Here is a 22,482-nt window from a genome sequence, read left to right on the forward strand (position 1 = left end):
CACGCGAGCGCATGCATCGGTCGCACCTACTTGCCCTCAAGCAGCTTCTGGGCGTCCTCGGCCTTGATGATCCGGCCGTTCATTTCACCCACCACGAAGGCGTCCTTGAAACCAAGGTTCTGCAGCTCATTGCGGGCTTCTTCGGCAGCGGCACGGGAAGCGTATTCCCCGTAGAGGTAACGCACCACACTCTCGCCGGCCACTGGTTTCACGTTGCCCAGGTCCACGTACTTGCTCATGGTCTCCATAGGAACGTTGCCAGCGAACGTGCCCACCTGCACGCGGAAAGAGAGATGTTCCGGATTGATGCTGCCGGCCGGGATGTCGTTGAGGTTTTCCGGGCCGGTGAGCTGTGCGCCCGCCTCGGTGATGGAGACGCGCTTGCCATCCTTGAAGGCCACTAAGAAGGCACCCTCGAACCCTTTCAGAAGCATGTTCACCTTGTGCTTCGCCGCATCATTGATGTCGGTGAAGGTGCCGGTGTAATAGCGCGTCAAGCCGTCCTTGTCCTTCAGGGTCACAAGGTCGGAAATGCCGGTGAAGATGTTCTGTGAAAGCCGGTGCCGGAATGCGCCGAGCTGCACGCGTACCACCACTTTGCCCGTTTTCTCAGGCTCGACCGGGGTGATGTTGGAGAGCACCTCGTTCTCCCGCGGTGTGATGCCGCCTTCGGGCAGGTCCATCAGCTTGCCGTTCTGTTCGATCATCACCGTGCCCTCGAAGCCTTGGCCTTTCAATTGCAGTTCCCGCTTGATAGCATCAGGCAGCGCATCGTAGTTGCCCACTATGTAGAAGGTGGTGTCACCGCGCTCGATCGTGCGCACGTCCGGCAAGCTGAGGATGCGCTGGATCAATTCCTCACTGATGCCTTCCACCTGGGAGCCCACCTTCACGACGTAAGTGCGCTTGGCCGGTGTGGCGGCACGGGTCACCTTCGGCTTGCCGATGGGGCCGAAGGACTCCACGCGGCTGCTCACGATAGTGACATTGGCGGAGTCCTTGTAGTTCAACCATGCACGAAGCAGGTCATCGTCCGTGAGGGTGACACCGCGCTCGTCCACGGGGGCACCGGACAAGGTGCCCGGTTCATCGTCCATGTGGTCCGGAACCCCGTCGCCGTCGCTGTCCAATGGGCAGCCATGTTCATCCACGGCCGCGCCTGCCGGAGTATGCGGGCAGAGGTCGCTCCAGTCCATCACGCCATCACCGTCCTCATCGTCATTGAACGCGATGACGTCCATCTGCTCCGGAGAGAGCGTAGGCTTGAATTTTTTCTTCCTCGGCGTCGTGTTGATGGCGTATCCGACGGAAAAGGATGTAAAAAGGAAGCGATCCATGCGGCCGTCACCTTTTCGCTCCCCGATGCTCAAGTCGGAGACGCCGTCGATGAAGTCGGTGCGTGTGAAGTGCATCGTGGCACCGACGCGTGCATCGAAACCATGGCCGAGAAGCATCTTCACGCCCACGCCCACCGGAATGGCCCAGGTCTGCTCCTCGTACTTGCCGAACCCGTCGATGTTGCTTTCGCGCACATCGCTCTCATACGTATAGTCCCGCGGGATCTCCACGGCATCGGCCGCGTTCAATGCGTTTTCCGCGATATCGCGGATGGTGCCGTCGCTCCAATAATTGTAACGGCGGCCATGCGCGTCCATCAGATCGGTCTTGCTGAGGAATTCCAAGCTCTCAAAACCAACGCTCACGAAGGGTTCAACCACATGCCCGGGCTTCAGCAGTTGGTTGAAGGTGTACGTGAACTGCACTCCACCGGTGGTGATCCGCGACTCGAAGTTGAGGTTGCGTTCCACGCTGCGTTCGTTCGCGCTCAAGCGGCCGTGCATCGCGAAGAGGCTCACCTCCAGCCATTCAGTGATGGGGGAGGAGGCCCGCAGCTCATAGCCGATACGCGAGACCAGCGGACTGTAATTCTTGCTATTGAACCCGACATCGCCGTAAAACCCGAGCATGCCCGTGCCCAAGGAGAACGAGGGCTTAAGTTGGAAGCGGGCGGAATCGGACCGGACCTGTGCGAACAGTGTTGCGCATATGGACATCACGGCGCTCAACGCAAAGAGGCGGAGCGGGGAGGGCGTTGCCGGGATGCGCATCCAAGTGGGTTATGAAAAATTCAGCTCACTGCGCCGCGCTTTGTTTGGCGATCATCAAGGCTTCCTGCACGGTGATCCGCTCGCCGTTGTTGTATGCAGTGACGAAGGGGCCGGGGAAGTTGTAGTTGGCGTCAAGATAAGCCTGACGTTGGTCGCGGGCGGCGCGGTAGCGGTCGAACATGCCGGTGACGTACTTGATCCATCCATCGTTCCGCTCGATGCTGAAATCACCGTCGTAGCGGTGGCGCTGCACGAAATAGGGCTTGCCAACTTCGCGGTGGGCGGCTGTGATCTGCACCTTGAAGGTAATGCCGGATTCCGGTGCCGGGGTGGAAGTCACCTTGGCCTTGGAAGGTTTGGAAGCGACGGCATCCGTGGAAGGCTCTGTCCGGGTGGACTTGGTCACCGTGGGTACCGGTGTGGTCGTCGCCTGCTGCGTGGTGGTGGCCGCTGTGGAAGTGTTGGTTTCCGGCTTCTTCACTGGCGTGTTGTCCGCGACCGTTCCACCAACAGAGAAGTTGGTGGTGCCGATCACTGCGCGTTGTGTGAGGTCATTCAGCAAGTATCCGAATTCGCCGTTCACTGCGAGTTCGCCGCTGGCGGTGGTAGGCGCGATCAAGCGGTAAGTCACCTTCATCTCTTCTTTCGAAGGCAGGTTCAGCCAAACGAATTTGGCCATGCGGCCTTTGGTGCTGAAGATGGCATCATCGGATTCCTTTGCCACCACGGTGAATCCTTCCGGTACCGTCTCCTGCAATTTCCCGAATCCTCGCAGGAGGCCTTTCTTGATGGTCACCGCCACAAGCATCTCCGTAGCATTGACCGGGGTGATGGTGCGTGATGCGTTCACATCTCCGGGGCCGGTCTGCGGGAGGATGCTCGATATATCGGTCGCGGCGACATCGGGTATCACGGACTGTTCCAAGGCTGCCGCGATGGCACCTTGTGAGGTTAGGGCCTCTTCTGCCTGAGTGTCTTCGGTGGTCGTGCCACCCCCGCTACCCGCCGCTTGCTCGTTGACGGAGGAAGGTGTGGAGGCAACAGCGCTGCCGGTGCCGACGGTGATGTTGGACGGCACCATATCCACGGTCTTACGCTCGTTGTCCTCGATGTAGGACAGCCGACCGGTCACTTGCATGGGACCTGCGGCATTGGCATCGGCACTGAGGGTGTAGCTCACCTTGAAGGAAGGCTGGGTGGGCAACGCCATCCAGATGAATTTGGCCTTTCCGTCCGCGAAGGTGAAGGACGCTCCTTTGGTTTCGATGGAGGTTGCAGTAAGTCCCGGAGGCAGGTCAAGTTGCAGTTTGGCGAAGCCGGAGATCTTGTCCTTGTTGATCGTAACAGTGACGCGGACCTCCGTCCCCGGGTCCATTTTTGCAGGCATGTCCTGTACGATGCTGATGTCCCCGACGAAGAGCAGGTTGAAGAGGAACAGACCTGCTACATTGAGTAAGGTAAATATCTTGACCATGTGATCGGGCTTCGCGGATGGTTGCTTTTTTCGACGTGAGCAAACTTATCCGCGCGCCATGTGCCGCGCACCGTGCGCAGTGCGCCATCTTCCAACAACGGCGTGTTGAAGAGCAGGCCGCCTTCCATTTCTGGGAGAAGGCGTTCGTGCGACAGGCACGGTTCAGTTGAAGAGCTCGCGTTCCAGGAATTTGGCGGTGTGTCCGCGCCCCGTCAACGCCACTTCCTCCGGTGTGCCGTGCGCCACGATGCGCCCACCGCCTTCGCCACCTTCGGGCCCCATGTCGATCACATGGTCCGCCACTTTGATGATGTCCATGTTGTGCTCGATGGTGAGCACCGTGTTACCGTGCTCCACAAGTTTGTCCAGCACGTGGATCAATTGGCGGGTGTCGTCGAAATGCAGGCCGGTGGTGGGTTCGTCAAGAATGTAGAACGTGCTGCCGGTGTGGCGTTTGCTCAGCTCCGTGGCCAACTTGATGCGCTGTGCCTCACCACCGCTTAGCGTGGTGCTGCCCTGTCCCAAGGTGATGTAGCCGAGCCCGACGTCGAGCAAGGTGCTGAGCTTTGAACTGATGTTGGGGATCTCGCTGAAGACCTCCATCGCTTCTTCCACGGTGAGCGCAAGCACGTCGGCGATGTTCCTGCCCTTGAAGCGGACCTCGAGCGTTTCGCGGTCGTAGCGTTTTCCGCGGCACGTTTCACAGGGCACGGCCACGTCGGGCAGGAAGTTCATGGCGATGGTGCGTACGCCGGCGCCCTTACAGGTCTCGCAGCGGCCGCCCGGTGTGTTGAAACTGAACCTCCCCGTCCTGTACCCGCGGATCTTCGCGCTGGGCAGTGCCGCGAACAGCTGTCTGACGTGGTCGAACAGGCCGGTGTACGTGGCCGGATTGCTGCGCGGTGTGCGGCCGATGGGCGATTGGTCCACTTCGATCACCTTGTCGAGATGCTTCAGCCCTTCGATGCTTTTGTAGGGCAATGGATGGGTCTGCGCACGGTGGAAGGTCTTGCTGAGGATGGGGTAGAGCGTGTCGTCGATCAGGGTGCTCTTGCCGCTGCCGCTCACGCCGGTGATGCAGATGAAGGTGCCCAAAGGAAGCGTGAGGTCCACGTCCTTGAGGTTGTTGCCCGAAGCGCCTTTCAGGCGGAGCACGTGCCCGTTGCCCTTTCGACGCACTTTGGGAATGGCGATGCGTTCCTCTCCGGTGAGGTAACGCGCGGTGAGGGATCCGCTGCGCATCAGTTCCTCAGGTGTGCCTTGCGCCACCACATGCCCACCATGGATCCCGGCGCCGGGCCCGATGTCGATGATGTGGTCCGCGTGCATCATCATTTCTTTGTCGTGCTCCACCACCAGTACACTGTTCCCGCCGTCCCGCAGGTCCCGCAGGCTGTCGATCAGGCGGTGGTCGTCGCGCATGTGCAGCCCGATGCTGGGCTCGTCCAGGATGTAAAGCACGCCGGTGAGCTGGCTCCCGATCTGCGTGGCCAACCGGATCCGCTGTGCCTCGCCACCGCTAAGCGTGCGGGCGCTGCGGTCCAACGTGAGGTATTCGAGGCCCACGTCCAGCAGGAACTGGCTGCGCGATGCGATCTCCTTCACCACCTCATGCGCGATCACCGCTTGGCGTTCGTTCAACTTTTTCGGCAACGCCTGCATGTGTGCGTGCAGTTCGTTGATCGGCATTTGTGCCAGCTCCGCGATGTTCTTGTTCCCGATGCGGAACCAGCGCGCTGTTTTCTTCAGCCGGGTACCTTCACACAGTGGGCATTCCACCATGCGTGTGAACTGCCCTGCCCACTTGCGTGCGCTTTGTGGGCCGTCCTGCGCTTGCTCGAGGATGAAGGGGATGATGCCGTCGAAGCGGATGGTGCGATCGCTGAGGCCCGCCTTGCTGACGATCCGCAGTGGTTCGTCAAGGCCGTTCAGGATGGTGGTGAGCACCTCGTCCTCCATCTCGTCGAACGGCGTGTTCGCGTCATGCCCATAATTCTCCAGCACGGCTTCCACCTGCCGGAAGATGCCCATGGGTTTGTAGCTGCCCAACGCCGGGATGGCACCTCGTTTCAGGCTTTTGGAACGGTCGGGGACGATCTTCTCAGGTGCCGCCTCGGTCACCTGACCCAGGCCCCCGCACTGTGGGCACGCGCCATAGGGGCTGTTGAAGCTGAAGAGGTTCGGTTCGGGTTCCTCGTAGGCGATGCCGCTGACGGGGTCCATCAAATGGCGGCTGAGATAGCGCGGAGAGTCCGGATCCTTCGTGTCGAGCGCGATCATGTTGCCCTTGCCGTACTTCAGCGCGGTGGCACAGCTTTCCTTCAGCCGTTTGGCCTGTGCGGAGGATACCTTGAGCCGGTCCACCACCAGTTCGATGTCGTGCGTCTTGTAGCGGTCCAAGCGCGGCCGTCCGGTGATATCGATCACGTTCCCGTCCACGCGGGCGCGCAGAAAGCCTTGGCGCAGGAGTTGCTCGAAGAGCTCGCGGTAATGTCCTTTTCGGCCGCGGACCAAGGGTGCGAGGATCAGCAGGTCCTGCCCTTCGTGCTCTTTCATCAGCAGGTCGGTGATCTGCTTGTCGGTGTAGCGTACCATGCGCTCGCCGGTGACGTGGCTGTACGCATCGGCCACACGGGCATAGAGCAGGCGCAGCAGGTCGTAGATCTCCGTGATGGTGCCCACGGTGCTGCGCGGGTTCCGGCTGATGGTCTTCTGCTCGATGGCGATCACGGGGCTGAGCCCGGTGATCAGGTCCACGTCCGGCCGCTCGATCCCGCCAAGAAATTGACGGGCGTAGGCATTGAACGTCTCGATGTAGCGCCGTTGGCCTTCAGCATGTATCGTGTCGAAGGCAAGTGAGCTTTTTCCGCTCCCGCTAAGGCCGGTCACCACCACCAGCTTGTCCCGGGGGATGCGAACGTCGATGTTCTTCAGGTTGTGGACGCGCGCACCGAGGACCTCGATGTGCTCCTCCTCCAGGGGATCTGCCAACATACCGGCTTCCGCTGCGGAAAGGTTGTTCCCCTTATTGCTCATCGTCCGCCGTGGCCTGATCGAACCCTTTGTCCGGCAGCAGCACGGTATAGGTCTTCCCGGGATGGTCCGTGAGGATGTTGTCGCGCAGCCAGGGATTCAACAGTTTCAAGGTCTTATAGTTCGTTCCGTTCGCATTCGCGAAGGCGTTCAGGTCGGCCGCGGGAGGCGCCAACGTCACGGCATGCGTATGATACGGAGGGTAGAGGTCCTTCTTGCGCAGATGAAAACCATAGCGCTCCGGATCGGTGATGATGGACCGCATTGCCAGTACGCGGAAGATGTAGCGCGAGGTCTCTTCCGGCAGCAGCAGGTCGAAGTAGTTGGTTTCCTTCTGGCGGCCGAGCTGCTTCTCCAGATTGCCTTGGCCCAGGTTGTAGCTGGCAGCGGCCATGGCCCAGGAACCATAGCGGGCGTGGGCCTCCTTCAGGAAGGCGCAGGCGGCTTCCGTGCTGCGGACCACATTGTACCGCTCGTCCACCTCGTTGTTCACCTCCAGCCCCTCAGCGATAGCGGTGGCCTGCATGAACTGCCAAAAACCCACCGCGCCCGTAGGGCTCACCACATGGGTGAGGCCGCTCTCCACCAGGGGGATGTACTTCATGTCGTCCGGTACGCCCTCCCGCTTCAGGATCGGCTCGATCACCGGGAACCACCTGTTCGCCCGCTTGTGCGCCAGTAGTGAACTGCTCTGCCAGTAGGTGTTCACCAACAGCTCACGGTCCAAGCGTTCGCGCACGTCCACCTGTTCCAACGGCACTTTCTCGCCGCAGAATTCCAAGTGCGTGGGCAGGTTGAGGCTGAAGATGTTGTAGCTCTCGTTGAAACGCCGTTGATGGTCCAGATCGGTATCCTCACCGCTGGTACTGAAGGCGAGGACCTGTAGCGCAATGGCACCACCACCGATGAGCAGCAGCATCAGCATGCTTTTGCCGATGATGGAAGGGAAGTTGCGCATGGGGCTACAAAGGTCGGTCGATCCTCCGCCTTTTCGTCAAGCCGAAGAGAAAGATGAACACCACCAAGGCGTACCCGAGGAAGAGAAAGGAATGCAACGGACGCCAGACAGGGATGAAACGGAGCGCGATGAAGCTGAGGAAGCTGGATACCAGACCGAGACCACCGAACACCATGGCCACCTGTGAATCCGTGAGGCCGGCATAGCTCATGAAGTGCGTTGTATGGTCCTTGCCGCCCACGAACGGGGATTGGCCGCGCAGCATGCGGTTGATGGACACGGTGGTGGTGTCGGCAAGCGGTAGGATGAACACCATCGCGGTGATGGAGATCTGCCGCCAGGGTTCGATGGCCCCTGCGAGGGAAGTGCCGTTCCAGAAATAGCGGATGCCGAGATACGCTATGAAAACCCCCAGGAATTGGCTTCCCGTATCGCCCATGTACATCCGCGAGGGGTGCCAGTTGAAGAAGAGAAAGCCACCGATGGCTCCGCAGACCGCGATGATGATCACCGTGTTGACATCGGCGGCGTTGCCCAGGGGCAGCAATTGGATCAGCGCGGCGACAAGGATGGCCAAGGTCACCACCGTGGTGATGGCGTCCATGTTGTCCAGCATGTTGATCGCGTTCATCATGCCCACCACCCATAGGATGGTAAGTGTATTGTCCAATGCGGGGATATTGAAGAGGTGAATACCGGTGCCGGTGCCCAGCAGCAACACCCCGCAGGCCACTTGGGTCGCGAATTTCAGCAGGGGACGGGTATCGTAGGCATCGTCGGCCAGGCCCATGAGGAATCCTAGGCCGGTGGCCGCCAACAGGCCCAATAATTTCGGTTGGAACGGGTCGGATGCATTGTTCGGGAAGAGGACGCCGTAGGCAGCGAAGGCAAAGAGGAACACGATGAAGAAACCGATCCCTCCGAAGGCGGGTTTCGCCGAGGCGTTCCAGCGTACCATCGTCGGGGCGTCCTCGCGGATCCCGAAGGTCCGGAAGAAGCGCATGAACACCGAGTTCACCAATAAGGAGAACACCAGCGCCAGAAAGAACAGGCCGCTCAGGATGAGGAACAACTGGTTCGCTGTATACATGGGCCTAATTCTCCCAAGCTCGCGATGCGAAAGAGGAACCAGCGAGGTCTTTCGCACTGATCAATGGCTTCTCGACGCCCCAATGGATGCCCAGGTCCGGATCGTTCCAGAGGATGGTGCGTTCCGCTGCCGGGGCGTAATACGCGGAACACTTGTAGGCGAAGATGGTGTCGTCCTCCAAGGCCAGAAAACCATGCGCCATGCCTGCGGGGATGTACAGCATGTCATGGTCCACATGGTCCAAGCGGATGCTGAAGTGCTCACCAAAGGTGGGACTGCCCGGGCGCAGGTCCACACAAACGTCAAGCACGGCACCTTTGACCACCCGGACCAGCTTGGCCTGGGCATGCGGGGCGGTTTGAACATGGAGGCCGCGCAGCACACCTGCCGTGGATCGGCTTTCATTGTCCTGTAGGAACTGGTCGGTGATGCCCGTGGCTTGCGCGAAAGTGGCCGAATTGAACGGTTCCATGAAATGGCCCCGTTCGTCAGTGAATACCCGCGGGCGTAATCGCAATAGTCCGTCCATCCGGGTTTTGAAGACTTCGATCATATCCGGTTGAATAGCTTGGAGAACCAGTTGGAGGGCATTTTTGTTTTGGCGCGGTCCTCATAGTATCCGTAGCCATACCCATACCCATACCCATAACCATAGCCGTATCCGTAGCCATAGGCATAGCCGTATTTGTTGCGGTCCACATCCACTCCGTTCAGCACGGCACTGAGCCGTGTAATGTGGTTCTCGTTCATCAATCTGTCCACGTTCTGGACAAAGGACTTCTTGGAATAGTCCGCCCTGAAAATATAGATGGGGATATCGGCGCTTTGGATGATGGAAATACCGTCCGTCACCAAGCCCACGGGCGGGGTGTCGATCAGCACGACATCGTATTCCTTCTTCAGGGACTCCAATATGCGGGTCATGTTCGCGCTGATGATCAGCTCACTGGGATTGGGCGGTATCGGCCCGGCAGTGATGAAGTCCAGCCCCGGCAGATCGCTGTGCTGGAGGCAACTCTGGATCTCGTCCTTGCCGATGAGCAACGTGCTCATCCCCCGGATGTTCTCCACCCCGAAACCCAAGTGGATCTTCGGTTTCCGCATGTCCAGGTCAAGTATTACCACGCGCTTTTCGCTGAAGCTGATGATCCCGCCCAGGTTGATCGCCACGAACGTCTTGCCCTCGCCGGAGATGGTGCTGGTCACCGCGATCAATTTTGGTCCGGGGGAATTATCCACGAACTGGAGGTTGGTACGGACGCTGCGGAAGCTTTCGGCGATCAACGACTTCGGGTTCTTGTCCACCAGCAGTTGGCTTACGGGGATCTCCTTCTTGTATTTGGGCACCATGCCCAGGATCCCCACCGAGGAATTGCTCGCCTTGGCGATGTCGTTCAACGAGGTGATGTTGTTATGCAGGATATAGCGCACCAACACGATCAACACCCCTATGATAAGGCCCGTGAGGATATATGAGAGCATCACTATGCTCCGGTTCGGGGAGATCGGTGTCGTCGGCAACACCGCCGATTCCAGCACGTGGTTCTCGGGTACGAAGCCGGCTTTGCTGATCCGGTATTCGATGTCCTTCTCCAAAAGCTGGGTGTAAAACTTCTCGTTGATGTTGAACAGGCGGTTGATCCGGGCATAGGCCAGCTCCTGTTCGGGCATTTGGGAGAAACGAAGCTCGTATTCGCTCAGTTTCGCGGAATAGTCATCCATGCGTGAGGCAATACGGGAACGCATGGTCGCGACACTTTCCATGATCAGGCCCTGTTGCATTGCGATCTGCCTGTCCAACGCCATAAGGCTCGCATTTTCCAAAGTGACCTCGAAGGCCATCGTTGCTCTTTCCTCGAGCATCTTGCCCAGCCGGGTGATGGCAGCCTCCAAGGAGGAGGCGAAGTCGGTGCCGATCAGCATGGGCGTCAGCTCGTAAACGTTCAGGTGCCCCTCGTCCTGTTTCGCCGCATGCTCGATCTCCTTCAGTAGGTTGTCCTCCATGCGGAGCTTCAGCATCTCGTCCTCATATTCGTCCGAACGCTGGAGAAGGAGGGGGGTGAGCTGGTCCATGTCGGCCACCCGGTTGTCCCGCTTGAAAAACTCCAGTTTCAATTCGCTGGCCCTCAATTCCTCGAACACCGTGTCCTTCTGGCTTTCAATGAACCGGAGTATGTTCTCAGCACTTTCGGACTTCCGTTCCAGGTCATAGGTGATGTATGCGTCCGCCATGGCCTGGCAGATATCCCGGGCAAGTAACGCGTTATGGTCGCTATACCCGATGTTGATGGTCTTGGCACTCGGGTCGTTGATCGTCACGTTGATCCGGCTGGCGAAAACGCTCGTCAGCGACATAGGGTCATTAATTGTGAAATAGAGTGTGCCGCGTTCGATACCTGCGGGCCATTTGCGACCAGCATCGGTCACGATCCTGCCATTGAAATGAGGGGTGCTGAATTCCTTGCCCACGGTCACCGGGACAGTGTAGGGCGTCACGCCGATCGTATAGGTGAGCTGCAGGTTCCCGTCATCGAGCGGCATCACACTGATCGGCCTGCCCCACACCTCCGCGTCGATCACCTTCAGGTGGTCCACGTTGTAAAAGGATTGCCTATAGTATTCCTCGGTCAGGATCTGGCCCCGGAAGAAATAGCGTACTTCCAATGGAAGAAGTGCCACGGCCTTGGCGACAAAGAACTTCGAACGGAGCAGCTGAACATCCGCCTGCAGCGTATTGTTCTCCATCAGGTCGTTCACCTTCAGCACCATTTGCGCATTATTGCTTTGCCCCAACTGGAGTAGGACGCTGCTGGCATAAGTGGGCGCCGTATAACGCAGATAGAGATATGCTGCGCTGAAAGCCAAGAGCAGGCACATGCCGATCCAGATGAGGGACCGCCTGACGATATAGATGAAGAGGCCGAGGTCGAACTCGTTGCTGAAGTTGGTGATGCGCTCGCGGTAGCTGTCCAGCTGGGCCGCATTGTTGCTCACATCATCGTTCAGCATACCTGGGCCCGGTTAAAACGACTTTGCTATGCCGATCACCAGGATCGTTGTGGTCAGCAGGGTGATCAACGGAGTGATCTGCTGGAGAAGTCCTCTTGCGATCTCGGCGTTCGGTTGCACGTAGATCACATCGTCCGCCTGCATCACCATGTCCGCATACTTCAGGTTGTCGATATCGGAAAGGTCGAACTGGAACACCTTCCGGCCCCCGTCGCTGTCCCTGCGGAAGAGCTTGACCCGGTGCGCGTCGCCTCTGCTGGCCAGACCGCCGGCACTGGCCAATACCTCCAGCATCGTGGTGTTGTTCTTTTCCAAGGGGACGATCTTTGCATCGCCGCCGCCGCCGGGAAAGACCACGACACGCCGGTTGCTTACGGCCAACAGGACAAAGGGCTTTTGATAATACACCGTATACAGATTTTCCAACTTCATTTCCGCCTCGCGCACCGTCAAGCCCGAAAGATGCACCGCCCCGATCACCGGAAGCCTGGTCGCACCGTCGGGGTCCACGGTGTAGCTGAACTGGATGCGGTTGGTGGAGCTCATGCTCCCCTGATTTTCGTTCACCAGATCGATCATCTTGAATCCATCGTTGGAGAACATCCGGAAACTGAGGATGTCGTCCGATTGGATCTTGAACTGGCGGTCCAAGGTGTCGGACACCGTGTCGAACTCAAAGTCGTGCGGCGTCTTGAACATGATGTCCCGGTTGATCACGCAACCGGATAACATGAGCGCAGCCAAGGCCAGCACGATCGATACCCTCCCCATTCCCTCTGATTTCGGGCAAAAGTAAACCATAGGCGTCTCCCCTTCAGGCGATCAGCCGTTGATAGAGCTCGGCCGTGTCGCTGATGAGGCGTGAATAGTGGTAGCGCTCGCCCACATGTGCCCATCCGGCGGAGGACAAACGGGCGCGCAAGGGGGCATCATCCACCAGGCGCAGCAGGTTTTCCCCGAAGGACCGTGCGTCGTTGTTGGCGCTGAGCAGGCCGGTCACGCCGTCATTTACCACGTTCTCGATACCCCCAACGCGGGTGCTGACCACGGCGCGGCTGGCGGCCTGTGCCTCGATCAGGCTCACAGGGGTTCCCTCGTTGAAGCTCGTCAAAGCCACGGCGTCAACGCCGGCATGTACGATATCGATCTCCCGCACCCAGCTGGTGAAAGTGATGTCGGCACGGTCCACGATGGGCTTCCCGTTCACGCCATGGCCGAACCCGCCGCCGTTGAAGCTGCGGGCATGCGCCATGCTGAGGCCAAGTTCCGCCGCGGCACGCTGGATGCTCTCCCGTTCTTCGCCATCGCCCACCACAAAAGCCCTTACCTTCTTTCCGGTCCGGTCCCTTACGTGTTTCATCCCCTTCAGGAAAAGTGCGTGGTTCTTCACCGGGACCAACCGCCCAACGATGCCGATGGCCACCTCGTCGTCAGCCACGCCATAAACACGGCGGAACAAGGCCCGTTTCAGGTCCTGGTCCTCACGGAACTTGCTCAGGTCGAGCCCTAACGGGATCACGGTCACCTTGTCGGCGCGGCAGATCCGGTGCTCTTCCACCAGTTCGGTCTTCTGCCGATCGCTGATCGCGATGATCTGCGAGGAACGTCCGGCCAGATAACGCTCCACGTTCTTGAACACCGAAGTGCGCACCGGCCCGAAATAGCTGTGGAAGACGTGCCCATGAAAGGTGTGGACGATCCCCTTCACCCCGAGCTCGCTCGCCGCCATCCGGCCTACTGCGCCCGCCTTCGCGGCATGGGTATGCACGATGTCCGGCTTGAATTCCTTGATCACTTGCTTGATGCGGCGATAGGCGCTCAGGTCCCGGGAGGGGGAAATGGCCCGGCACATTTCCGGCAGTATCATGGCCTCCACCCCCAGTTCGGAGAGGATGTGGGCACTGCTCTCCTCCGTGCCCTCCGGGGGGCCGCCCACCAGCAAAGTCTCAAAACCAGCGGGCATATACCGCGCCAGATAGGCCAGATTGTGGGTGGGCCCCCCCAAGTTGAAGCGGTTATTGATGTGTAGGATGCGGGGCATTTGTGATTTCGGGTGAACGGTCGCCGCAATGGCTTATTCGTTCGGGCCGGGGGCTGCTTTTGATAGACGTTCAGGATGCGCTTGGTTGCCTTCCGTTCCCAAAGTTTCGGGTGGCGAATATCGGCTTTCGGCATGGACCATCAGGTCTGAACTGAGGAACCGGAGCCATGCGGCAGTGCCTTTCCGGTCGGAAAGGCCACGGGCCAAACGGATGGAAGCGTCCGGTAGCAGGTGGTTTGCCGGGAATATTGTGTGGTTCAAAAGGTCCCAGCCCTTGATGGTGAAGTGGCGTTCCACGATCGATCGGGTTTCGCGGAAGCTGTAGCGGTGGATGCGCAGGTCGCTGGTGAGGACATGGTCGCCTCGGCTGAAAAGCCGCAGAGGCCAACGGGCCAGCGCCCTGGTCCAGGAGTCCAGCGCATGCTTGTTGGTAAAGGTGGCCGTGAAGGTCCCGCCAGGGGCCAGGTGCCGGGCGGCGAAAGCCAGGTTCTTTTCCAATTCCTGCCGGTCCATATAGGTGGACACGCCAAGCATGAAGATGGCATGGAAACGGCGGTCGCCCATGGCGTGGTCGTAGGCATGGCCGAGAAGGCGTTGGGAAGCGGGTACTTTGCTTTTGGCCAGCATCCCTGCACTCACGTCCGTCGCGATGAAACGCATGTCCGGGAACCGGGTGATAAGCTTCGCGTACAGGTCCCCGGTCCCGCTCCCGATGTCCAGCACATCCCGGTCCGAAAGGTCCAGACCGAGGATGGCCTTTGTCAAGCGTTCCTGGAAAAAGTGGTCGTGAAAGCGGTCCTTCCCTCCGTACCGCTCCCCGTAATCCGGGGCCAGGCGGTCGAAAAAACGCATTACCCGTCCTTGATCTTCAAGAGCGTTGAATGCCAAGGTTTTCATCCGTGGTTGCCCCGTGGTACCAACCCCGGGGCGAAAGGTCTTTCGCCCCCTATAGGTGGATCACTTCGCCGTATGCCGCGGCCGCAGCCTCCATGATGGCCTCGCTCATGGTAGGGTGGGGGTGTACCGTCTTGATGATCTCGTGCCCAGTGGTCTCCAACTTGCGCATGGCCACGCACTCGGCGATCATCTCCGTCACGTTCATGCCGATCATGTGCGCGCCCAGCAGTTCGCCGTACTTGGCGTCGAAGATCAGTTTCACGAAACCGTCCTTCGCCCCGGCGGCGCTGGCCTTGCCCGATGCAGTGAAGGGGAACTTGCCGATCTTCAGCTCGTAGCCCTTTTCCTTGGCGGCTTTCTCGGTGTAGCCCACGCTGGCGATCTCCGGCGAGCAGTACGTGCAGCCCGGGATGTTGTTGTAGTCCAATGGCTCCGGGTTCTTCCCGGCGATCTTCTCCACGCAGATGATGCCCTCGGCACTGGCTACGTGCGCGAGCGCCTGTCCGGGGGTGACGTCCCCGATGGCGTAGTAGCCGGGGATGTTCGTGGCGCTAAAGCCGTCCACTTTGATCTTTCCCTTGTCCGTCACGATGCCCACTTCCTCCAAGCCGATGCCTTCGATGTTGCAGGCGATGCCCACCGCGCTCAGCACGATGTCGCACTCGATGGTCTGGTCACCTTTCGGGGTCTTTACGGTCACCTTGCAACCCTTGCCGCTGCTGTCCACTTTGGTCACTTCGCTGGAGGTCATCACCTCGATGCCCTGTTTCTTGAAGCTCTTCTCAAGCTGCTTGCTGACGTCTTCATCTTCCACGGGCACCACGTTCGGCATGAATTCCACCAGAGTGACCTTCGTGCCTAAGGCGTTGTAGAAATAGGCGAACTCACTGCCGATGGCCCCGCTGCCCACCACCACCATGCTCTTTGGCTGTGCGGGCAGGGACATGGCCTCGCGGTAGCCGATCACCTTCTTGCCGTCCTGCTTCAGGGCGGGCAGTTCGCGGCTGCGGGCGCCAGTGGCAATGATGACGTGCTTGCCCTCCAGGGTCTGCTTCTTGCCGTCAGCACCGGTCACCTCGATCTTCTTCCCCGGCTTCAGCACGCCGGTGCCCATCACCACGTCGATCTTGTTCTTCTTCATCAGGAACTGCACGCCGTTGCTCATGCCCTTGGCCACGTCACGGCTGCGCTGCACGATCCCTTTGAAGTCGGCCGTCGGCGCCCCCACGGTGATGCCGTAGTCCTTCGCGTGGTTGATGTACTCGAACACGTTGGCGCTCTTGAGGAGGGCCTTGGTCGGGATGCAGCCCCAGTTGAGACAGATGCCGCCTAGGGCCTCCTTCTCAACGATGGCCGTTTTCAGGCCCAACTGACTGGCGCGGATGGCGGCTACATAGCCGCCGGGGCCGCTGCCGAGAACGATCACATCATAGGTCATCTTCGCAGGGAATAGGATTGGTTGTTTTTGCTCGCCCTGAACAGGCGCGGCGCGAAGTTAGCCCGACGGCGCGAAGGCGAAGATCCCTCATTGAGTTCCGCTCCGGCTTGGCCCCGGTACCGTAGGCGCTCAGCTCGCGCCAATGCTCCTATCCCTCCGGTTATCAACGATCACACGGCGATATTCTGCCGGTTCTGCCGATCGTCAGCTTGTCGTGGCCGCTATTTTCGTTCGAACCAAAATCCACATCGGCATGAACGACACGAACACTTCAACCATGGGTGCTGCACCGGCCAGGCCCACATTGCTCACCGTGATCTGCATCATCAGCTTCATCATGGGCGCGTGGGGCGTCATCAACGGAATTCAGACGGTGACGACCGACCAGACGGCTGCGATCGAGGAAGGACGGGCCAAGATGGAGGAGGCCAAAGCGCAATTAGGGGATCAGGCGGACGGGATGGCCGGCCGCATGATGGATTCCGCGATGGAGATGACTGAACGGGCCGCTGAGAACGCAAAGCCCATGGGGATCGCGGGGGTCGTCCTTGCGCTGATAAGCCTGTTCGGCGTGTGGCAGATGTGGAACCTGAAGAAGAGCGGCTTCTGGCTGTACGTGCTTGCCGCGATCGGAGGGCTGGCGGTGCCCATCGTATATCTAGGTGGCAGTATGATGGCATTAGCGAGCGTGGGCTTTGTTGGCTTCTTCTCGCTCGTCTTCATCATCCTTTACGCGGTGAACCTCAAGCACATGCATTGAGGCTGACCATCCTTAACGAAAAAGCCCCCGGCGTGGTCGGGGGCTTTTTTCGTTGCTTAGCGCGGTGGAACAACAAATGGAGAAGATCGTGGTGGAAGCGCGACCGGTGATGCTGACGCGGCTCTGCGTGGCCAGCTTCATCAACCAGGGCGTGGTATTCCCGATCTACCTGATCGGTATTCTGGGCGCGTATGCGATAAAGAGCATGAGCGTGGAGGAGGTGCGCCAGATCATCGAGACCACGTGGTCCTCCTACTTAAAGCCGGACCAGCAAGATGCCTTGCTCACCTACGTGGGCGTGATGCGTGCCCACGGCGTGGCGCTCATGGGCGTCTTCGCCTTACGCACCTTGGCGCGCTTCGTCGGTGTCTTCCGCATGTGGAACGGAAAATTCGACGGCTTCCACATATACACCAGCGCACAACTGCTCGGTATGCTGGTCCCGATCATGATCGCAGGGTCGGCAACGCTCAACATCCTCGGTTTCTTCCTGGCCTTGAACTGGTGCTACCTCTACTTCATCCACCGGAAGTCGTTGAAGTAGATTCCACTCAGAGTCTCCGCTCCGGGACCCTGAGTTCATCGCGTCATCTGAGGCCCTCTTTCCGCCACAATTTATCAGCGGTGATCAGCCCTTTCAGCGTCATCTGCGTTCTATGTTCATCGCATCGCGATCCCGCTGATCTCCACGTTCACTCCGGCAGGCAATCCCTTTACCGCGACCGCCTCGCGTGCCGGGGGCACATCACCGAAGTACTTGCCGTACACCTCGTTCACGGCCCCATAGTGGTCCATGCTGCTGAGGAAGATCGTGCATTTCACCAAGTGCTCGAAGCTCAGTCCGGACGCCTTCAGCAGGATCGAGATGTTCTCCATCACCTGCTTGGTCTCCTCGGCAATCGAGGCCATCTGAAGCTTGCCGGTGCTGCCGATCAACGCGATCTGGCCACTGAGGAACACCATGCCGTTCATCTCTACTGCGGGGGAGTATGGCGCCAACGGCTTCGCGGCACCTTCAGGGATAATGGGCTTTTTCATGGCGCAAAGGTCGGATTTTCATCAAATGGCGGAAGGATCGATCTGCGATGATCAACCCTTTCTGCGTCCCCGGCTGCCGTAGGCATGCATTAGGGTTCCATTTGAAGCCCCGCTTAGCTTTGCCCCGCATGGAAAAGACCGATCGCCCTTTGATCCTCGTCACTAACGACGACGGCATTTTCGCACCCGGGATCAAGACGCTTGCGGAGGAGATGAAAGCCTTCGGGGAAGTGCTGGTAGTGGCGCCGGACAAGCCGCAGAGCGCCATGGGGCATGCCATCACCATCCACAACTTCCTAAGGCTCCGTGAAGTGGAGTTCATGGAAGGGGTGCGTGCGTTCAGTTGTACCGGCACACCGGTGGATTGCGTGAAGCTCGCGGTCTACCACATCATCAAGGGCCGTCCGGCGTTGTTGGTCAGCGGGATCAACCACGGCAGCAACCTCAGTATCAATGTGCTTTATAGCGGCACCATGAGCGCGGCCGTGGAAGGGGCGCTGGAAGGCATCCCCAGCGTGGGCTTCTCCCTGATGGACCACAGCATCGAGGCTTCATTTGAGCATACGCGGCCGGTGGTGCGTTCGGTAACGGCCAACGTGCTGGCGAACGGATTGGGCAAGGGCTGCTGCCTGAACGTGAACATTCCTGCGAATTCAGAAGGGCCGATCAAGGGCATCCGGGTGTGCAGGCAGGCGATCGGGCATTGGGAGGACGCCGTTGACACCCGGAAGGACCCTGCGGGCCATGAATACCATTGGCTCAAAGGCAAGTTCACGGCCAACGACCACGGAGAGGACACCGACGTCTGGGCCACCGGCCACGGCTATGCGAGCCTCGTGCCCGTGCAGTTCGACATGACGGCCCATCACGAAGTGGGCAATATCAACATGTGGGACCATGCGCTTTGACAACGTACGGACAGGCGTGATCGCAGGTCTGATCGTTCCATTGATCGGCCTGCTCCTGTATTCGGTCTTCATCGTCACCGTGCTTCGGCCGGAGCTGGAACTGGGATTTTTTCTCCGGGGCATGGTCTTCGGCATCCGGGGGAACATCGCACCGGTGCTGTCGTTGAGCCTCTTGGCTGACGTGGTGCTCTTTTTCGCATTCGACCAACGGCGGATGCTCAAGGCCATGCGTGGCGTCATCGGGGCGATGTTCGCCTATGGCGCGGTGATCGTGCTGTTGCTGCTGCTATGGGGAAGAGACTTTATGTGATCGCGGGCGAGGCCAGTGGCGACCTCCACGGCGGCAACCTGGTGCGGGCGCTCTTCGCTCAGGCCGGGCAAGAGGAACTGAAGGTGCGTGCATGGGGCGGCGACCACATGCAGGCCGCCGGCGCCGAAGTGGTGAAGCACTACCGCGATCTGGCCTTCATGGGCTTCACGCAGGTGCTGATGAACCTGCGCACCATCCTTCGCAACATCAAGGAATGCAAGGCGGACATCCTCGCGTTCAAGCCCGATGCGATCATCCTTATCGACTATCCCGGCTTCAACCTGCGCATCGCCGAGTTCGCCCATGCCCACGGTATCCAAGTGATCTACTACATCAGTCCGCAGGTATGGGCGTGGAAGGCCGGCCGCGTGAAGGCCATCAAGCGGAACGTGGACGACATGTACGTGATCCTGCCCTTCGAGAAGCAGTGGTACGCCGAGCACGGCATGGAGGTGGAGTTCGTGGGCCATCCGCTGTTGGACGCGCTGCCCGTCCACTCGGAAGTACGGCCGGAAGCCGCGGATATGAAGCCTGTGGTAGCACTGCTTCCCGGCAGCCGCACCCAGGAGATCACGCGCATGTTGCCCGTGATGCTCAGCACGGTGAAGCATTTCCCGGAGGTGGCTTTCAAGGTCGCGGCCGCACCCTCCGTGCCGGAAGCATTGTACCGGAACATCATCGGCGATGCGTCGGTGGAACTCGTTTCCAATGGCACTTATGACTTGCTCAAAACGGCGAAGGCCGCTCTGGTCACTAGCGGTACCGCTACGTTGGAAACGGCGCTCATCGGCACGCCGGAAGCGGTCTGCTACGGTGGTGGTGCGGTGAACGTCTGGCTGGCCAAGCGCTTCATCAAAGTGCCTTTCATCTCCTTGGTGAACCTGATCATGGGCCGCGAAGTGGTGCGCGAGCTGATCCAAAAGGACATGGCGCCCAAAGAATTGCGCAAGGAACTGGACCAACTGCTCAACGATGACGCGTACCGGAGCAGAATGCTGGCGGACCTCCAGGAGCTTCGCGAAAAGCTCGGCGGGCCGGGCGCATCGGCACATGTGGCCGATCGGGTGTGGAAAAGTCTGCGCGCACGTCCGTAACCCCGTATCGGGGCCGGGTAGTTTCGCGCCGGAATGAACAGGGTCTCTCTCGGCTTGGCAACAGTGCTGCTCTCCGCTACGGCTGTGGCGCAACAATATGCCGATGTAAGTGTCGGGCTGCTCCGGGACACGCCCACCGCCTCTGTGATGGTGATGGGCGACAAGGGGCCGTTGACGATCTGGGCTGATGGCAAGCAAGTGGGTGAACTCGCTTCATCGGACGGCTTGATGATCCGTTCCAGCGAGAATGGCATGCACGCCAAGTCCTTGGTCCTGGACATCACGGCGAAAAAGAGCTTCACTTTTCGTTCACCTGTCGGGAAAGGCTTCCGACTACGGAACATGGCACCGAAGTCCGCTGAGCGCGCCTATCCCGGAAGTTTGGAAGTGCTGAAAGCAGGGGGGCGCTTCTTGCTGGTCGCCACGGTGCCCATAGAGGAATATGTGGCCGGCGTGGTGCAGGCCGAGGCGGGCAAGGGCCACGATATCGAATACTACAAACTGCAGGCGGTGAGCTGCCGCACCTATGCCTTGGCCAACAAGCGCAGGCACCTCGGGGAAGGGTTCGAGGTCTGCGACGGCACGCATTGCCAAGTCTTTCAAGGTAGGAACCAGCAGGACAGCATCACACAGGCCGTGGCGCTGACCCGCGATCTGGTGGTGGTGGATTCGGACATTCATCTGATCCACGCCACTTTCCACAGCAACTGCGGAGGGGAGACCATGAACGCTGAGGACGTCTGGAGCAAAAGCGAGCCCTATCTCGTCAGCACCATGGACACCTTTTGCCTACAAGCACCGCACGCCTCGTGGGAGAAGAGCATCCCCCGCACCAAATGGCTCAGCTACCTGCGGCGGACCTACGGCGTGAACACCGATGACAGCAACGTTGTGGCCAGCGTAACGGACCACATCCCCGAATGCCGCGAACTCTACCTCTCCAACATCAGCCCGGAGGTGCCGCTAGCCCAGATCCGCAAGGAGTTCGGCCTGCGATCGGCTTACTTCAGTGTGCGTCCCGAGGGGGACATGGTGGTGCTCGAAGGGCGGGGCTTCGGCCACGGTGTGGGGCTCTGTCAGGAAGGTGCCATGCGCATGGCCCGCGACGGCTTCAGTTATACGGACATCCTGCACCACTACTTCGCCAACGTCCACCTCGTGAAGCTCCAGAACCTGGACTTCTTCCGCGACGACGGACTTTGAGCAGGTGTGTTCTCCCCTCCTTTTTTCAAGGAGGGGAGAACGTTAGACTAGCGGGAAACAGAACGTGGTCAGTTCTGGTCGTCCTCTTGAGCGCTGCGTTTCTTCTCCCTTTCCGAATTTGTGGAAAAACGCCAGGCCACTTGCAGGGAGTAGACCACGTTGTGCGAACGCTGGATCGCCTCGAAGGTGTTCAGGCTGCTCTGGCCGCGCAGTTCCCACATCCAATGCCCTTTCTCATGGCCAATGCCCAATGCCGCGCTGAATTGACTGCGATGGGTATTGTCACTGGGCGAGTAATCGTAGGCGCTCACCAAGGTGCCATCTTGATAATTCCGGACCTTCCCGAACAGGAAGTATCCGTACATCAGGCCGCCGCAAAGGAATAGCCCTTGAGGGTCCGGATTGGTGCTCACCTTCAGCATCAAGGGCAATTCCAGATAGTTGAGGGCGACGGAGCCGCGTGTCTTCAACTGGCTGTTCACGTTTACGCTTCCCTTGCCGATGTACATCGGCTCGATCAGCAGGCTTACCTGCGAGGTGAGCGGTGCCTCAAAGCTCCAGCCCGCGATGAAGCCGAGCTTCGGCAGGCCGTACCAAGAAAGGAACTGGCCGGCAGTCTGTGTGCCGATGTCGATGCCGATCTTGGGGCCGTTCCGAGATTCCTGTGCGGCCACGGAATATGGCAAGAGCAGTACGACGATGAGGCCCGATAGGCATTGGGCGCGGAAGGAGCGGGGCATGTTCATGTCGATCATGGTCGAGGGACGAAGGTGCACATCCCGTTCCGGTAGAGTTGATCGGGCCAGGTTATTTCTTCCCAAACGCTGGTTGATCGATCACTCCCGATTTGCAACGAAATTATCATTCGTCGATGAAAAATAGGTATTCGTCTTGACAAAGGGTTCATTGATGTGCGAACTTGCGGCAAATCGATCGTTCCCCATGTGGCCCATCATGACCCTCACGCTTCTGCTCCAGCTCACTTCCGAGGAGCAACTCTATGCCCAAGATGTCGGGCCTGTCCTTCAGCCGCAAGTTGAAGAACAGTCAACACCGGGGCCAGCTACCGATCCGGAAGAAAATTGCGCCCCTTGGAAGGAAGTAGGCACGACTGATTGCTG

The 22,482-nt window shown here is 59.4% G+C and carries 19 protein-coding genes; 6 read left to right on the plus strand and 13 right to left on the minus strand.

Translation table 11 applies throughout. From position 1 onward, the window contains the following. Nucleotides 1-26: 26 nt before the first annotated feature. From IPP95_01295 to lpdA, 11 genes are all read right to left on the minus strand, one after another. The gene (locus IPP95_01295) at nucleotides 27-2,108 is read right to left on the minus strand and encodes a hypothetical protein (protein QQS72895.1); all 2,082 of its coding nucleotides are present in this window, start codon (nucleotides 2,106-2,108) and stop codon (nucleotides 27-29) included. A 25-nt stretch (nucleotides 2,109-2,133) separates the two neighbouring features. Further along, complete coding sequence (locus tag IPP95_01300) at nucleotides 2,134-3,582, minus strand: hypothetical protein (protein ID QQS72896.1); 1,449 nt, start codon at nucleotides 3,580-3,582, stop codon at nucleotides 2,134-2,136. 162 nt (nucleotides 3,583-3,744) lie between these two features. After that, a complete protein-coding gene (gene uvrA, locus IPP95_01305) occupies nucleotides 3,745-6,576 on the minus strand; it encodes an excinuclease ABC subunit UvrA (protein ID QQS74165.1) in 2,832 nt (943 codons plus the stop codon). Between the two features lie 31 nt (nucleotides 6,577-6,607). Further along, on the minus strand, nucleotides 6,608-7,540 hold the full coding sequence (locus IPP95_01310) for a transglycosylase SLT domain-containing protein (GenBank protein QQS74166.1): 933 nt from the start codon (nucleotides 7,538-7,540) through the stop codon (nucleotides 6,608-6,610). Between the two features lie 37 nt (nucleotides 7,541-7,577). After that, entirely contained in the window at nucleotides 7,578-8,663 is a 1,086-nt protein-coding gene (locus tag IPP95_01315; GenBank protein ID QQS72897.1) for an undecaprenyl/decaprenyl-phosphate alpha-N-acetylglucosaminyl 1-phosphate transferase, read from the minus strand. A gap of 4 nt (nucleotides 8,664-8,667) precedes the next feature. Continuing rightward, nucleotides 8,668-9,213 carry a dTDP-4-dehydrorhamnose 3,5-epimerase gene (gene rfbC, locus IPP95_01320; GenBank protein ID QQS74167.1) on the minus strand — a complete coding sequence of 182 codons (546 nt, stop codon included), beginning with the start codon at nucleotides 9,211-9,213 and terminating at the stop codon, nucleotides 8,668-8,670. Next, complete coding sequence (locus tag IPP95_01325; protein QQS72898.1) at nucleotides 9,213-11,672, minus strand: polysaccharide biosynthesis tyrosine autokinase; 2,460 nt, start codon at nucleotides 11,670-11,672, stop codon at nucleotides 9,213-9,215. The genes rfbC and IPP95_01325 overlap by 1 nt, the downstream gene beginning before the upstream one ends. A gap of 12 nt (nucleotides 11,673-11,684) precedes the next feature. Then, the gene (locus IPP95_01330) at nucleotides 11,685-12,443 is read right to left on the minus strand and encodes a polysaccharide biosynthesis/export family protein (protein QQS72899.1); all 759 of its coding nucleotides are present in this window, start codon (nucleotides 12,441-12,443) and stop codon (nucleotides 11,685-11,687) included. Between the two features lie 43 nt (nucleotides 12,444-12,486). Then, the gene (locus IPP95_01335) at nucleotides 12,487-13,713 is read right to left on the minus strand and encodes a glycosyltransferase (protein ID QQS72900.1); all 1,227 of its coding nucleotides are present in this window, start codon (nucleotides 13,711-13,713) and stop codon (nucleotides 12,487-12,489) included. 33 nt (nucleotides 13,714-13,746) lie between these two features. Next, nucleotides 13,747-14,610, minus strand: coding sequence for a class I SAM-dependent methyltransferase (locus IPP95_01340; protein QQS72901.1), 864 nt, complete (start codon nucleotides 14,608-14,610; stop codon nucleotides 13,747-13,749). Between the two features lie 49 nt (nucleotides 14,611-14,659). Beyond that, complete coding sequence (gene lpdA / locus IPP95_01345; GenBank protein QQS72902.1) at nucleotides 14,660-16,048, minus strand: dihydrolipoyl dehydrogenase; 1,389 nt, start codon at nucleotides 16,046-16,048, stop codon at nucleotides 14,660-14,662. Nucleotides 16,049-16,301: 253 nt separating this feature from the next. Between lpdA and IPP95_01350 the strand changes: the two genes are divergently transcribed. Then, nucleotides 16,302-16,808, plus strand: coding sequence for a hypothetical protein (locus tag IPP95_01350; GenBank protein ID QQS72903.1), 507 nt, complete (start codon nucleotides 16,302-16,304; stop codon nucleotides 16,806-16,808). Between the two features lie 76 nt (nucleotides 16,809-16,884). Continuing rightward, the gene (locus IPP95_01355) at nucleotides 16,885-17,352 is read left to right on the plus strand and encodes a hypothetical protein (GenBank protein ID QQS72904.1); all 468 of its coding nucleotides are present in this window, start codon (nucleotides 16,885-16,887) and stop codon (nucleotides 17,350-17,352) included. 116 nt (nucleotides 17,353-17,468) lie between these two features. On the opposite strand, the gene IPP95_01360 is transcribed toward IPP95_01355, so the two are convergent. After that, nucleotides 17,469-17,846, minus strand: a complete 378-nt coding sequence (locus IPP95_01360; protein ID QQS72905.1) for a RidA family protein — start codon at nucleotides 17,844-17,846, stop codon at nucleotides 17,469-17,471. A 128-nt stretch (nucleotides 17,847-17,974) separates the two neighbouring features. On the opposite strand from IPP95_01360, the gene surE reads away from it, so the two are divergent. Genes surE through IPP95_01380 form a run of 4 tightly spaced genes read left to right on the plus strand, consistent with a single transcriptional unit; the run spans nucleotide 17,975 to nucleotide 21,361 of the window. Then, nucleotides 17,975-18,754: a 5'/3'-nucleotidase SurE gene (gene surE / locus IPP95_01365; protein ID QQS72906.1), complete on the plus strand. Its 780-nt coding sequence runs from the start codon at nucleotides 17,975-17,977 to the stop codon at nucleotides 18,752-18,754. Continuing rightward, nucleotides 18,744-19,064, plus strand: coding sequence for a hypothetical protein (locus tag IPP95_01370; protein QQS72907.1), 321 nt, complete (start codon nucleotides 18,744-18,746; stop codon nucleotides 19,062-19,064). The genes surE and IPP95_01370 overlap by 11 nt, the downstream gene beginning before the upstream one ends. Next, entirely contained in the window at nucleotides 19,043-20,158 is a 1,116-nt protein-coding gene (gene lpxB / locus IPP95_01375; GenBank protein QQS72908.1) for a lipid-A-disaccharide synthase, read from the plus strand. The genes IPP95_01370 and lpxB overlap by 22 nt, the downstream gene beginning before the upstream one ends. A 33-nt stretch (nucleotides 20,159-20,191) precedes the next feature. Beyond that, nucleotides 20,192-21,361, plus strand: coding sequence for a SpoIID/LytB domain-containing protein (locus IPP95_01380; GenBank protein ID QQS72909.1), 1,170 nt, complete (start codon nucleotides 20,192-20,194; stop codon nucleotides 21,359-21,361). A gap of 68 nt (nucleotides 21,362-21,429) precedes the next feature. On the opposite strand, the gene IPP95_01385 is transcribed toward IPP95_01380, so the two are convergent. Beyond that, complete coding sequence (locus IPP95_01385; GenBank protein QQS72910.1) at nucleotides 21,430-22,116, minus strand: PorT family protein; 687 nt, start codon at nucleotides 22,114-22,116, stop codon at nucleotides 21,430-21,432. Nucleotides 22,117-22,482 lie beyond the last annotated feature (366 nt).

The sequence above is a fragment of the Flavobacteriales bacterium genome (genome assembly GCA_016700415.1).
Taxonomy (GTDB): domain Bacteria; phylum Bacteroidota; class Bacteroidia; order Flavobacteriales_F; family PHOS-HE28; genus PHOS-HE28.

Bases quoted from the DNA above. Each gene is read 5' to 3' on its own strand.
- IPP95_01295 (QQS72895.1), bottom strand. From the start codon at position 2,108: ATGCGCATCCCGGCAACGCCCTCCCCGCTCCGCCTCTTTGCGTTGAGC.
- IPP95_01300 (QQS72896.1), bottom strand. From the start codon at position 3,582: ATGGTCAAGATATTTACCTTACTCAATGTAGCAGGTCTGTTCCTCTTC.
- uvrA (QQS74165.1), bottom strand. From the start codon at position 6,576: ATGTTGGCAGATCCCCTGGAGGAGGAGCACATCGAGGTCCTCGGTGCG.
- IPP95_01310 (QQS74166.1), bottom strand. From the start codon at position 7,540: ATGCTGATGCTGCTGCTCATCGGTGGTGGTGCCATTGCGCTACAGGTC.
- IPP95_01315 (QQS72897.1), bottom strand. From the start codon at position 8,663: ATGTATACAGCGAACCAGTTGTTCCTCATCCTGAGCGGCCTGTTCTTT.
- IPP95_01325 (QQS72898.1), bottom strand. From the start codon at position 11,672: ATGCTGAACGATGATGTGAGCAACAATGCGGCCCAGCTGGACAGCTAC.
- IPP95_01330 (QQS72899.1), bottom strand. From the start codon at position 12,443: ATGGGGAGGGTATCGATCGTGCTGGCCTTGGCTGCGCTCATGTTATCC.
- IPP95_01335 (QQS72900.1), bottom strand. From the start codon at position 13,713: ATGCCCCGCATCCTACACATCAATAACCGCTTCAACTTGGGGGGGCCC.
- IPP95_01340 (QQS72901.1), bottom strand. From the start codon at position 14,610: ATGAAAACCTTGGCATTCAACGCTCTTGAAGATCAAGGACGGGTAATG.
- lpdA (QQS72902.1), bottom strand. From the start codon at position 16,048: ATGACCTATGATGTGATCGTTCTCGGCAGCGGCCCCGGCGGCTATGTA.
- IPP95_01350 (QQS72903.1), top strand. From the start codon at position 16,302: ATGAACGACACGAACACTTCAACCATGGGTGCTGCACCGGCCAGGCCC.
- IPP95_01355 (QQS72904.1), top strand. From the start codon at position 16,885: ATGGAGAAGATCGTGGTGGAAGCGCGACCGGTGATGCTGACGCGGCTC.
- IPP95_01360 (QQS72905.1), bottom strand. From the start codon at position 17,846: ATGAAAAAGCCCATTATCCCTGAAGGTGCCGCGAAGCCGTTGGCGCCA.
- surE (QQS72906.1), top strand. From the start codon at position 17,975: ATGGAAAAGACCGATCGCCCTTTGATCCTCGTCACTAACGACGACGGC.
- IPP95_01370 (QQS72907.1), top strand. From the start codon at position 18,744: ATGCGCTTTGACAACGTACGGACAGGCGTGATCGCAGGTCTGATCGTT.
- lpxB (QQS72908.1), top strand. From the start codon at position 19,043: ATGGGGAAGAGACTTTATGTGATCGCGGGCGAGGCCAGTGGCGACCTC.
- IPP95_01380 (QQS72909.1), top strand. From the start codon at position 20,192: ATGAACAGGGTCTCTCTCGGCTTGGCAACAGTGCTGCTCTCCGCTACG.
- IPP95_01385 (QQS72910.1), bottom strand. From the start codon at position 22,116: ATGATCGACATGAACATGCCCCGCTCCTTCCGCGCCCAATGCCTATCG.